Genomic DNA, 12816 nt, shown 5'->3' with positions numbered 1-12816 from the left:
GGCGGCGGAGGCGGCGGAGGCGGAGGCGGCGGGGGCGGAGGAGGCGGCGGCGGCGGCGGCGGAGGAGGCGGAGGCGGCGGTGCCACCGGCTCGGAACCACCGAAGGCATGACGCAGCGTCAGCCCGCCGGAGTGGACCTGATGGGTATCCCCGATCCAGCCCTCATACCCCAGCCTGACCGAGGTGTTCGCGCCCAGGCTGGCAGCCAGACTGGCCCCCGCCACGATCGCATCCTCATCACGCTGCGGCCCAAGGATGGTGAAAGTGGAACCCGGCTGATCGGCATAGGATGCCAGGAAGCTGGTTGGCGCATCCTCGAACTGGTGACGCCAGCCGACCTTCACTTCAGGGGTGATCCCGGCGAAGTGACCCGCCAGTTTCAGGCCCAGTTCGGAAGCGGCATAGGAATCCTTGGCATCGAACACCGCCAGGTTGGCACCGGGAAGCCCGGTCTCCGTAAAGCCAGCCATCTTGACCGAGACATAATCGATGCCCGCATAAGGCGTCAGCGATGCCCCGCCCAGCGGCAGGCGGTAACCCACTTCACCGCCAAGACTCCAGATCTTGGAATCGGGCGATGAACTGGCCACGCCGGCAATCGAACCGATTGCGATCGAACGCACAGAATCGCTGTTCAGATCGGAATAGCTGCCCGACGCCTTGATGTAGAAGCTGCCCGGATCGTAAGCGGCATACAGGCCGACCTGATAGCCTTCGGATTCGATCCGGCCGTTCCACAGGTCGAACTTGGCATCATTGTTGATGATCCCGCCGCCGATGCCGATCACACCGTAATCGCCCAGCGTGACATCGGCGCCCATGGCAGCAATCCACTGCTTGCCGCTGAGGCCGGAGGCATCCTGCGCGCTGTCGGTATCGATATCTTCCGCGCCATAGTTGAAGGTGGCCCAGATGCCGGCAGCAGTTTCCCTGCGGCAGGACACCGAACCATCGTTCAGCTGCAACGCGGCGCATTCGCCCATGTCACCGATCAGGCCGTTGAAGCGCGAACCCATCCAGCCCAGCGATTGCAGGTGCGTGGCATATTGCGCGCCGTGCATGCTGCTGAGCGCGGAGCGATAGTCCGACCCATCGTCCATCAGGAACATCTCTTGCAGTATGGTGGCAAAAGGTCCGGTCAGCGTGGGCGAATAGACATCCTCAATCGCATCGGCAGCAGATTGCTGGTTGGGATTGAGGCCAAAGCGCGCATCGCCAAATGGTGCCCTGCTTATCGTCAGGTCGACATTGGACAATGTGTCATAGGTTGCCAGCGGATCGAGGAAGATCGATCCGGTATCGGTGGTGACGGAGGCGAATGTGCCGTTCAGCACATTGGCATCGATGATGTCGTTGAAGGAATACACATCATCATACAGGCCGTTGGGCGTGTTGAGGACGGTCACCAGATTGGCGCCGGTGATCGTGGCGACATTGGCGTTGACGTAGGGATAGGCAACCTGCGCATCAGCCGCCAGCGTCGCACTGGGCAGTTGCAGCGCCAGCGTGCCGCCGCTCGCGAGGGTGAAGCTGTCCACATTCACCGCAGCCGGTCCGCTGTAGGACGGGTTGTTGAGCGGATCGTTGACCAGGTACAATGTCCCCCCGTTCGCAACGGTCAGGCTGCCCACCAGCGGGCCCACCGGACCCGCTGCTGCAATCAGCCTGTCAGTGCTGGCCGTCGCGGTGGACAGAAGGCCGATGCCGTTCATCTCGGCGACCGGGTTCACCGTGCCGTCGAGCGTGGTCACGCCGCTGACCACGGTGATCGCATCGTCCTGGCTCAGCACGATGTCACCATAGACATAGCTGTTGCCGGAGAAGTTGACCGCCGCCCGGTTGGGCGCATCGTACAGGCTGATCGCGGTGCCGTGCTGGAAGGTGGCGCCGCCATCCACGCTTTCGCGCGCAATGATCGAACCGCCATTGTTCAGCAGGGTGAAGACATCGTCCTCACCCGGCAGAACGGGCGAGTCATCGAACGTGACCAGATGCACGCCATAGGCTTCCGAGTACCCGTCATTGGTCACCGCCGATACGGAGATGGTGCCGCTGTTGGTCAGCGTCGCATTGACCACTGCCGCCTCGAACAGCACGCCTGCTGCCTCGGCATGGCTGCCAAGTGCAATCACCTGCGTGGTACGCGCATCGGTAGTCATCAGAGGCTGCGAACCCGAGGCGGAGACCGCCACGGTCAGATTGCCCGAATTGACGACACTGCCGGTGATCGCATTGGTGGCCGCTTCTTCCCAGACGACAGGCCCTTCATCCTCGCCGGAGCCGCCGTGGCCGTTCTGGCCATTTTCGCCGCTGTGGCCCTCCTCGCCGCCATGACCGTGGCCTTCCTCGTCTTCAGGAAGCTCGACCGTGGGGTCCCATGTGGCCATGAATTCCATGCCCACAGCACCGGCATAGGCCGGGCCGCCATCAGACACCGAATCGGCCGACACGGTCATGCTGCCCGAGTTGGAGACATCCAGATTGACCGGCTCTCCCCAGACCCTGAGGCCTGCTGCTCCGGCCTGCGAATAGGCACTGCCTTCGCTGGCGGTCGCATCGGCGGACATCGCAACCGAGAAATCGCCGCTATTGTGGAAACCGGCCAGACCGCCGCCGCCTGCACCCAGGCCGAACAGTTCCTGCTCGACGCCGGTACCGAAGGCTGCTGCTTCGACATACTGGCCGCTGGCCGTGGCGCTGCCGCTGATATCAACCGAACCCGAATTGACGAACTGCGTTTCCGCATAGCCGGTCATTTCCGATTCCTGCAGGATAGCGGCTTCCATGGAGGTGAATGCACCGCTGGAATTCACGGCGTTGGAAAGCGAGCTACCGTGGATCACGAGGTCACCGGTGTTGATGAACGTCGCGGTACCCGTGCGCCCGACAAAGCTCTCCGGCCCGCCCGCTTCTGCGGTCTGGACCAATGCCGAGCTCATGGAGGTGCTGGCATAGCCATCATCGTCCGAATTGGCAGTCGAACTTGCCGAAACGGTGATCAGCCCGTCATTCTGGATAGACAGGTCGATAGTGCCTTCATCCTGACCGCTGGCCTGGCCCTTCATCACGATCGCACCATCGATCAGCGCATTTGCAGTTGCCTGGTTGAAGGCCGTGGCAACAGAAGTTGCGTCAATCGCCAGCACGCCGCCAGCCGCATTGATCATGCTGACAGAAGCGCTATCCACGCCCGTCCCGTTCACCGCGCCGCGAATATGCATCAGGCCATGTTCGCCGCCGCCGGTGGAGGCGGTCGCCGTGGCATCGGAATCGATAGTGTCGCCGCTGCTCGTGGCGATGGCGCTGGTCGAGAAATCAAGCGAGCCGTTGTTGGTATAGATCGTCTGCACGCTCGCATCGCCAGAGCCATTGCCCTGCGCCCGCATGAACAAGGCTTCCTGCAAGGTGGCATCGGCGGTTGCCGGGCCGTCGGACACGGCAGAGGCGTTGGCGAAGGCCTGATAGAAGCCATCATTCACGCCGGTGACCACAGCCGTCCCGCCGCCGCCGCCTTCAACGGTGGCTTCCTGGTGCAATCCGCCGATCACGCTGGCGTCGGCCGTGGTGGTGACATCATCCTCTTCGGCAGTGCCGCTGGCATCGGCAAGCGCGCCAATGGTCAGGTCACCCACATTGGACATGGTGATCGCCAGATCGGCGTTGGGCGCGGTCAGGATCTGGCTGACGGCATCCTCAACATGGGCGGTTGCAGTTGCCATGTTGGACGGGTTGGGTGTCGCGGTGGAACTCGCCAGGATCGTCACCGATCCTTCATTGCCGAGATAGAGCGTGATGGGATCGACCACGTCGGCAGGTGCCTTCATGGTGTCATTGCCGCCATCCGGCTCTCCCACCGCCAGGCGTTGGACGAAGGTGCCGGTAGGAACGCTGACAACCTGCGAATTGGCCACCGGGCTGCCGGTTGTGGTGACGCCGGTTTCCAGCACTTCACCCGCCTCGAACGTGACATCCGGTCCCAGATCTTCGCCCGGAACGGTTGTTTGAACGACGTTGCCAGCCTGTGCCGCCACGATGCTGGAAATGCACATGCTGAGCACCGAAACACCGGTAGCCAGAGCCAATTTCCTTGATCCACTTATCATCGTAAACACCCTCATCTCTATCATCGGATTGAACAACTGATCGCCATTCTGACGATCAGCGGGGTGTGTCCCATTGATCAAAATCAAGAACTAAGTAAACCACCGTAAAATGTCATAAATTGCGCTATGGCGTTGTTTTATAGTATATATTTTCGCTCACATCTGACACGGTCAGCTGCCGAACCCGCCGCCGCCGGGGGTCTCGATCTCGAAAATATCACCTTCGCCGAGCGGGGCAGAGGCGGTGGCGGGCAGGCTGTCGATCTGCCCGCTGGCGCGGATGATGCGGTTGCGGCCCGGCGCCGCGTCTTGGCCGCCGGCCAGCCCGAACGGGGCCACCAGCCGCCGTCCTGAAAGGATGTTCGCCTGCATGGCTTGCAGGAAGCGGATGCGGCGCACGGTGCCATCGCCGCCATGCCATTTGCCGTTCCCGCCAGAGCCCTTGCGCACCGAAAATTCTTCCACCAGCACGGGGAAGCGCTGCTCAAGGATTTCGGGATCGGTCAGGCGTGAATTGGTCATGTGCGTCTGCACCGCATCGGCCCCGTCAAAGCCGGGACCGGCGCCCGCACCGCCAGCGATGGTCTCGTAATACTGGTGCGCCTCGTCGCCGAAAGTGAAGTTGTTCATCGTCCCCTGACTGGCCGCCATCGCGCCCATTGCGGCCATCAGCGCGTCGGTCACCATCTGGCTGGTCTCGACATTTCCTGCCACCACGGCGGCGGGATATTCCGGGGCGAGCATCGATCCCGCCGGAATGCGGATTGATACCGGGCGCAGGAACCCATCATTGAGCGGCACCGGCAGATCGGTGAGGCAGCGCACGGCATAGAGGCAGGCGGCGCGCACCACGCTGGAAGGCGCGTTGAAATTGCCCGGCTGCTGGGGCGATGTGCCCGCAAAGTCGATTTCGGCGGACCCCGTCTCGCGGTCCACGCTAACGCGAACCGCAATCACCGCGCCATCATCGAACACCGCTTCGTGCGCGCCATCGGCAAGCTGCTTCAGCACCCCGCGCGCCGCGCCTTCGGCATAGTCGAGCAGATGGCCCATATAGGCCGCCACCACGTCCGCGCCGTAACTCTCCGCCATTTCCAGCAGCCGCGTGCTGCCGCGCTGGCAGGCGGCGAGCTGGGCGGCGAGATCGGCGATGTTCTGTTCCACATTGCGTGCCGGATAGGGGCCGGATGAGAGGATCTTGCGCAGGTCATCGGCCAGGAAATGCCCGTCGCGCAGGATTTCCACGCAATCCAGCACCACGCCCTCCTGCTCGATCGACGTGCTGTCAGACGGCATGGAGCCGGGGGCAATCCCGCCAATATCGGCATGGTGCCCGCGCGCGGCGGTATAGAAGGCCGGCGAGGCCTGTCCGCCGGTGAACACCGGCCGGATCACGGTGATATCGGGCAGATGCGTACCGCCCTGATAGGGGGCGTTGAGCGCATAGCCCATCCCCTCGCGCATGGCATGGCCGTGCCGGGCAATCACCGCGCGCACGCTGTCACCCATGCTGCCCAGATGCACCGGCATATGCGGTGCATTGGCGATCAGATTGCCGTCGGCATCAAAGATGGCGCAGGAAAAATCGAGCCGCTCGCGGATATTGACCGAGCGCGCCGAGTGCTGGAGCGCAGCCCCCATCTCCTCGGCAATGGCCATGAACAGCCCGCCGAAAATCTCCAGCCGTACAGGATCGAGAGCGGTGGTAATTCTCGCCTCGCCCTGCCGCGCATGGCGGGTGAGCACCACCATGCCTTCTGCGCCCGCCTCGGCCTGCCAGCCCGGCTCGACGATCATCGTCGCCACGGGGTCGACGATCATGGCCGGACCGGGCAGCGCCTCGCCGGTCTTGAGGTCGGAGCGCGCCAGCACCGGGCACAGATAGTCCGCCCCCGCCATATGGCATTGCGCCTGCCCTGCCCCGCTCGCCTGCCGGGTGACTGCGGCAAATTGCAGCGCGCCGCCATGCTGCGTGGGTGCGATGGCATCGACGCGCAGACTCTCCACCACCAGCGCAGCATCGCTGTGATAGCCAAAGCGCGTGTGAAAGGCGGCGGCGAAGGCTTCGCGCATGGCCTGCTCGCCCGCCAGCGGCACGGATATCGTGCTGTCGCCATTGGCGTGGCGGATATGCGCCTGCGCGCTTACTTCCACCGCCGCAGGATCGATGGCCTGCGCCGCCATCGCCGCGCGCGCCTCATCCGCCAGCCGCCCGGATATCAGCGCAAGTTCTGCGCCGGCATCCAGTGGCAGACCGCAGCTCTGCTCCACCGTGGTGCGCCGGTCCGCCAGCCCCATGCCATAGGCAGACAGCACGCCGGAAAGCGGGTGCAGCAGCACAGTCTCTATCCCCAGCGCATCGGCCACCAGGCAGGCATGCTGGCCACCCGCGCCGCCAAAGCAGTTGAGCGCGAAGCGCGCCATGTCATGCCCCCTAGCGACAGAAATGGCGCGGATGGCATTGGCCATATTGGCCACCGCGATGGCGATGAAGCCTTCCGCCGCCGCCTGCGCGCTCATCCGCTTGCCTGTGGCCTGCTCTACCTGGCTCAACACCTCTTCCATGCGCTTCAGTGACGCTGTGCGGTCAATCGGCTGGTCACCCTCAGGTCCAAACAGGCGAGGGAAATGATCCGCCTGCAATTTGCCCAGAATGAGATTGCAATCGGTCACCGTCAGCGGTCCGCCTGCGCGGTAACAGGCCGGACCCGGCTGCGCGCCCGCACTCTGCGGACCCACCAGAAAACGTGCACCATCGAAGCGGCAGATCGACCCGCCGCCAGCCGCCACCGTATGAATCCGCATCATCGGGGAACGAACGCGCACGCCCGCCACGCGGTTGTCACTATCGCGCTCATATTCCCCGGCGAACAGCGAGACATCGGTGGAGGTGCCGCCCATGTCGAAGCCGATGGCGCGGTCATATCCCGCGCGCAGGCTGGTCTGCGCCATGCCCACGATACCGCCTGCCGGGCCAGACAATATCGCATCCTTGCCGCGCAGGAACTCTGCCGCCACCAGCCCGCCATTGCTCTGCATGAACAACGGCTTCTGCCCCTCACCCAGCGCCGCTGTCAGACCCGCCACATAGCGGGCGAGAACCGGGGAGAGATAGGCATCGACGCAGGTGGTATCCGCCCGCCCGATCAGCCTTGCCAGCGGGCTGGCGCGGTGGCTGACGACGATCTCGGTAAAGCCCACGTCGGCAGCGATCTGCGCCAGTTGCTGCTCATGCGCGGTGAAGCGCCAGCCGTGCATCAGGGCGATGGCGATTGCGCGCAGCCCCGCATCATACGCCGCCTGCATCCCGGCGCGCGCAGCTTCGGTATCCAGTGCGCGGTGACTGGTGCCATCCGCCCCGACCCGCTCATCGATTTCCAGCACGCGCGCAGGCAAGGGCTGCGGCTTGACGATGGCGCGGGCAAAAATGTCCGGCCGCTCCTGCGTGCCGATGGCCAGAGCATCGCCAAAGCCGCGCGTTATGGCCAGCAGCAGCGGCTCGCCCTTGCGCTCCAGCAGGGCGTTGGTGGCCACGGTGGTGCCAATGCGGATATCGGCTGCGGGCAGCGGTCCCTGGGCAATGCCGGTCAGCTGGCGGATCGCGGCAACGGCGGCATCGTCATAGTGCGCCGGGTCTTCTGACAGCAGCTTGGCAGTGTGGATCTGTCCGTCAGGGCGGCGCGCCACGACATCGGTAAAAGTGCCGCCACGATCGATCCAGAAATGCCATTTTTGCGCGCTCATCGCCCGGTCCTATGCCGCATCACGCGGCTTGCGACAAATTGATGCAAGAGCACCGACCTAGGGCCACTTGGCAGGCGGGCCGCTAGCAGCTAGACTTTATCAATAAGCATAAGTTCTGCGCCCGATGCTGTCTGGCGCGATGTACCAGTTCAAATCTTGGAGAAGCTCATGGCCTACCGGGTCACCATCAACGGCGAAACGCGGGATATCGATGCACCGGAGGACATGCCTCTCCTGTGGGTGCTGCGTAACGAACTGGGCATGACCGGCACCAAATTCGGCTGCGGCATCGGCATGTGCGGTGCCTGCACCGTGCATGTGGACGGTGTGGCCACGCGCAGCTGCGCGCTGCCTGTGGGATCGATCGGCGAGCGGCAGATCTCCACCATCGAACATCTCTCGCAAAGCCCCGTCGGCGCTGCCCTGCAGCAGGTGTGGCTGGACGAAGACGTGATGCAATGCGGATATTGCCAGGCTGGGCAGCTGATGAATGCCACCGCCCTGCTCACGTCCAACCCCAATCCGAGCCAGGAAGAGATCGAGAACTCGATGCGCGGCAATATCTGCCGCTGCGCCTGCTACAAGCGGATCAATTCGGCGATTGCCAAGGTTGCAGCGGAGGGCCCGTCCAATGCGTAACTCTGAAACCCTCGCAGGCGGACCACAGCTCGGCCGCCGCTCTTTCCTGAAGGCTTCTGCCGTTGCCGGCGGCGGTCTGGCACTGTCCATGAGCATTCCCATCGCCTCACGCGCGATGGCGCAAGGCGGTCCGGCTGAACTCAACGCCTTCATCACCATCCATCCTGACAACACCATCACCATCATCGGCAAGAACCCCGAGATCGGCCAGGGCATCAAGACCATGCTGCCCATGCTGATTGCCGAGGAGCTGGACGCGGACTGGGATTCCATCTCGATCCTGCAGGGTGATACCGATGCGGCCAAATACGGCCTGCAGCTGGCCGGCGGCAGTTTCGCCACGCCAATGAACTGGATGCCGATGCGCCAGACGGGCGCTGCCGCGCGCGCCATGCTGATCCAGGCTGCTGCCCTGCGCTGGGGCGTTGATCCCGCATCGCTGCGGACAGAGCCGAACCTGGTGGTGGACCCGGCTTCGGGCCGCTCCGCCACGTATGGTGAGCTGGCATCCGAAGCGGCCACCGTGGCCGTTCCCGATCCGGCAACGCTGACGCTGAAGGATGCGGCGGACTTCCGCATCATCGGCCGCCCCATCGGCGGGATCGACAGCCCCAAGATCGTTCGCGGGGAGCCGATTTTCGGTGTCGACACGCAGCTTCCGGGCATGATCTATGCCGCTTACGAGCGTTCGCGCGTGTTCGGCGCAAAGCTGGTCTCGGCAAATCTGGATGCAGCCAAGGCGGCACCGGGCGTGATCGATGCCTTCGTGGTCGAAGGCAATGGCAATGCCGAGGAACTGGTCGATGGCGTGGCCATTCTGGCCAGCAACTGGTGGCTGGCCAACAAGGCGCGTGAGAAGCTGGAAATCAACTGGGACAACGGTGAATGGGCAGACCATTCGACCGCCAGATATGCCGAGACTGCGCGCGAATTGATGGCAGCGGGTGAACCGCAGGAAGTCTTCGCCACCAAGGGCGATGTCGACGGTGCGCTGGCATCTGCGGCGCAGGTTCTGGAAGCCGAATATCATTATCCCTTCCTGGCCCACGTGCCGATGGAGCCGATGAACTGCACCGCGCTGCTGCGTGAAGACGGCATCATGGAAATGTGGGCCCCTTCGCAGACCCCGCAGGGCGGTTTGCAGGCGGTTGCCGGATATCTGGGCGTGGCGCCTGACAAGGTCATCGTCCACATCACCCGTATGGGTGGCGGGTTCGGTCGCCGGCTGACCAATGATTACATGGTCCAGGTGGCGGCTATCGCCAAGCAGGTGCCCGGAACGCCGGTGCAGCTGATCTGGAGCCGTGAAGACGATGTGCGCACCGATTTCTATCGCCCGGCAGGCTGGCACAAGCTGCGTGCGGGCCTGGATGAAGCTGGCGAGCTGGTCAGCTGGGATGACCATTTCATCACCTTCGACATCGGCGGCGGGGCATTCAACCCGGCGGTGATGTCTGCCGAAGAATTTCCGGCCAAATACGTGTCCAACCTGCGTTATGCGCAAACCAAGATGCGCACCGCCGTGCCGATGGGGGCGCTGCGCGCGCCGACATCCAACGCCATGGCTTTCGTGATGCAGAGCTTCCTTGACGAAGTGGCGCATGCGGCGGGCAAGGACCTGCCCACGCTGCTGCTGCAGATCGTCGAAGGTGAGCAGGCCGAACCCACCACCATGGGTTTTGCCGGGCCGCAGGTCGGCTTCGACCCGGGCCGTCTGCGCGCCGTGACGCACAAGGTCCTGGAAATGGCCAAATGGGGCCAGCCGGTGGCAGATGGCCATGCGCTGGGCTTTGGCTATTACTACAGCCATCAGGGCTATTTCGCCGAAGTGGTGGAAGTCAGCCTGTCCGATCGCAACCAGGTTGAGGTACACAATGTCTGGACCGCGGGCGATGTCGGCAGCCAGATCATCAACCCCTATGGCGCGATGAACCAGGCCGAAGGCGCGATTATCGACGGGCTGGGACAGGCGCTGTCACTGGCTGTGGAGATCGAGGGCGGCGCGACCAAGCAGTCCAACTTCCACAACTACCAGCTGCCGCGCATGCCGATGGTGCCGCAGATTCACGTGGAATTCGTGCTGTCCGACAATCCGCCGACCGGCCTTGGTGAACCGGCCCTGCCGCCGGTCATCCCGGCGCTGACCAACGCGCTGTTCGCCCTGACCGGCAAGCGCGTGCGCAGCCTGCCGATCGATACGAGCCTGTTTGCGTAAATCCTCTTCAGCGGGCCGGATCAGTCCAGACTGAATATCCGGCCCGCCAGCCTTTTCACTTCCGTCCTGTCGTGACTGACCAGCAGGGTCGGAACCTGCAATTCGTCGCGGATGTCCTCGATCAGGCGCCTGATATCGTCGATCCGGGCCGCGTCGAGCGAGGCCATAGGCTCGTCCAGCAACAGGAAGCGCGGCGCTGACAGCAGCGCCCGCCCGATCGCCACCCGCCGCACTTCTCCGCCAGAGAGGGTGGCGGGCCAGCGTTGGAGCAGGTGGGGAATTCCCAGCAGGTCGACCACCTTGTCACGCGTGATCCAGCGATCTTCGGTGCGCGCCATCTTCTCGCCATAAGCAAGATTGGCGGCGACTTTCATGTGCGGGAACAGCCGCGCATCCTGGAACACATATCCCGCGCGGCGCTGTTCTGGCGGCAGGTCGATGGCGTTGCGGGTATCCAGCAGCACTTCACCGGCGATGGCGATGCGCCCGCTGTCTGGCCTCATCAGCCCGGCGATGCAGTTGAGCACGGTGGTCTTGCCCGCGCCCGATATGCCCACCAGCGCGGTGAGCGGGGCGTTGCTTTGCAGGTCGAGCACGATATCGCGCTCACCAATGCGGTGGCGCAGGCTGATCTCAAAGTACATGGGCGCGGCTCCCGGCAGACCTGCGCACCAGCATCTCCGATACCAGCAGGGCGCCAAGCGAGAGCAGGATGGAAATGATCGCCAGCCGGGTCACCTGATCCTCCCCACCGGGCATTTGCAGGCCGCTGTAAATCGCCAGCGGCAGCGTGCGCGTTTCACCGGCGATATTGGAGGCAAAGGTGATGGTGGCACCAAATTCCCCCAGCGAGCGGGCAAAGCCCAGCACCGCACCGGCAAGGATACCCGGCAGGCTGAGCGGCAGGGTGATGGTGGCAAAGGCGCGCCATTTGCTCGCCCCCAGGCTGCGTGCCGCGCCCACCAGCCGCCGGTCCACCGCCTCGATCGACAGGCGCATGGCGCGCACCATCAGCGGCAGGGCCATGACCGCTGCTGCCAGCGCCGCGCCGGTCCAGCGAAACACCAGCGTCACGCCCAGCACCTGTTCCAGCCATGCACCGATGGGGCCGTTGCGGCCAAACAGCACCAGCAGCAGCCAGCCGGTCACCACCGGCGGAACCACCAGCGGCAGATGCACCAGCGCATCGAGCAGCATGCGGCCGGGAAAGCGCCGCCGCGCCAGCAGCCAGGCAAGGCCATAGGCGACCGGCATCGTCCCCAGCACCGCCACCAGGCTGACCTTGAGCGACAGGGCAACCACCGCCCATTCCATCGGCGAGAGGGCCAGGCTCATCGCGCCAGCCCAAAACCATAGGCGGCAAATATTGCGCCTGCCTGATCCGAGCGCAGGAAGGTCAGGAATTCCGCCGCATCGGCGTGACTGCTGGAGGCCAGCTGCGCCGCCGGATAGACAATCGGATCAAGGCTGCCGGCAGGAAACAGGCCCGCCAGCCCGCCCTTGGTCATGGCCTTTGCATCGGTCGCATAGACGATGGCGTAGGGAACCTCCCCGCGCTCAACCAGCGCCACCGCGGCACGCACGCTGTCAGTCGGCACGGCCTGATCGCGCAGAGCTTCCCACTGGCCAATCCGCTCCAGCGCGGCCCTGGCATAGCGGCCTGCGGGCACGCTGTCCGCATCGCCCATCGCAAAGCGGGCCTTGCCGATCAGCAGGGCGGGCGATTCCCGGTATTCGCCTTCAGGCGTGTGGTTCTCATCGCCCACGATCACCAGATCATTGGTCAGCAGATCATGGCGCGATCCGGCCCTGACCAGATCGCGATCCTCCAGCCAGTCCATCCATTCGCTGTCGGCGGAAACGAATATATCCGCAGGGGCGCCTGCCTCCACCTGCCGTGCCAGAGAGGATGTTCCGGCAAAGGACAGCACCGGGCGGGCATGGCCCTGCGCTTCCCAGCTATCGGCAACTTCCTCCATCGCATCTGTCAGGCTGGCGGCGGCAAGCACCACCGGACCGCGCTGCTGCGCCGGCGCACAGGACGCGAGCAGCGGCAGAGCCAGCCAGATGGCAAGGAGGATTCGCAAAGCGGAAGTCACCGGCGGTGCTGTATAC

Annotated in this window: 7 protein-coding genes; 2 read left to right on the top strand and 5 right to left on the bottom strand. The window is 64.2% G+C overall.

Annotated features, from left to right (window positions below):
• Both ABDZ98_RS03655 and ABDZ98_RS03650 read right to left on the bottom strand, forming a co-directional pair.
• Positions 1-4082, bottom strand: a 4082-nt coding sequence (locus tag ABDZ98_RS03655; RefSeq protein WP_343805764.1) for an autotransporter domain-containing protein, incomplete at its 3' end; no start/stop codon positions are given.
• A gap of 192 nt (positions 4083-4274) precedes the next feature.
• Positions 4275-7847: a hydantoinase B/oxoprolinase family protein gene (locus tag ABDZ98_RS03650; protein WP_160592059.1), complete on the bottom strand. Its 3573-nt coding sequence runs from the start codon at positions 7845-7847 to the stop codon at positions 4275-4277.
• A gap of 168 nt (positions 7848-8015) precedes the next feature.
• On the opposite strand from ABDZ98_RS03650, the gene ABDZ98_RS03645 reads away from it, so the two are divergent.
• Both ABDZ98_RS03645 and ABDZ98_RS03640 read left to right on the top strand, forming a co-directional pair.
• Positions 8016-8486, top strand: a complete 471-nt coding sequence (locus tag ABDZ98_RS03645; protein WP_160592057.1) for a (2Fe-2S)-binding protein — start codon at positions 8016-8018, stop codon at positions 8484-8486.
• Positions 8479-10701: a xanthine dehydrogenase family protein molybdopterin-binding subunit gene (locus ABDZ98_RS03640; protein ID WP_160592055.1), complete on the top strand. Its 2223-nt coding sequence runs from the start codon at positions 8479-8481 to the stop codon at positions 10699-10701. The genes ABDZ98_RS03645 and ABDZ98_RS03640 overlap by 8 nt, the downstream gene beginning before the upstream one ends.
• A gap of 20 nt (positions 10702-10721) precedes the next feature.
• Here the strand turns inward: ABDZ98_RS03640 and ABDZ98_RS03635 are convergent, their stop codons facing one another.
• The 3 genes from ABDZ98_RS03635 to modA are packed head-to-tail and all read right to left on the bottom strand — an operon-like array spanning position 10722 to position 12800.
• On the bottom strand, positions 10722-11345 hold the full coding sequence (locus tag ABDZ98_RS03635) for an ATP-binding cassette domain-containing protein (RefSeq protein ID WP_160592053.1): 624 nt from the start codon (positions 11343-11345) through the stop codon (positions 10722-10724).
• Entirely contained in the window at positions 11335-12036 is a 702-nt protein-coding gene (gene modB, locus ABDZ98_RS03630; RefSeq protein WP_202386037.1) for a molybdate ABC transporter permease subunit, read from the bottom strand. Before modB ends, ABDZ98_RS03635 begins: the two co-directional genes overlap by 11 nt.
• Positions 12033-12800 (bottom strand): molybdate ABC transporter substrate-binding protein, encoded by a 768-nt coding sequence (modA, locus tag ABDZ98_RS03625; RefSeq protein WP_160592051.1) that lies wholly within the window; start codon positions 12798-12800, stop codon positions 12033-12035. Before modA ends, modB begins: the two co-directional genes overlap by 4 nt.
• Between the last annotated feature and the right edge of the window lie 16 nt (positions 12801-12816).

Origin of the sequence: Alteraurantiacibacter aestuarii (assembly GCF_039523595.1) — a bacterium.
GTDB classification, from domain to species: domain Bacteria; phylum Pseudomonadota; class Alphaproteobacteria; order Sphingomonadales; family Sphingomonadaceae; genus Alteraurantiacibacter; species Alteraurantiacibacter aestuarii.
The sequence above is the reverse complement of the archived record's forward strand: the minus strand, read 5'-3'. Positions and strand labels throughout refer to the sequence as shown.

Excerpts from the sequence above, each read along its gene's own strand:
- modB (WP_202386037.1), bottom strand. The coding sequence starts at position 12,036 with ATGAGCCTGGCCCTCTCGCCGATGGAATGGGCGGTGGTTGCCCTGTCG.
- ABDZ98_RS03635 (WP_160592053.1), bottom strand. The coding sequence starts at position 11,345 with ATGTACTTTGAGATCAGCCTGCGCCACCGCATTGGTGAGCGCGATATC.
- ABDZ98_RS03650 (WP_160592059.1), bottom strand. The coding sequence starts at position 7,847 with ATGAGCGCGCAAAAATGGCATTTCTGGATCGATCGTGGCGGCACTTTT.
- ABDZ98_RS03640 (WP_160592055.1), top strand. The coding sequence starts at position 8,479 with ATGCGTAACTCTGAAACCCTCGCAGGCGGACCACAGCTCGGCCGCCGC.
- ABDZ98_RS03645 (WP_160592057.1), top strand. The coding sequence starts at position 8,016 with ATGGCCTACCGGGTCACCATCAACGGCGAAACGCGGGATATCGATGCA.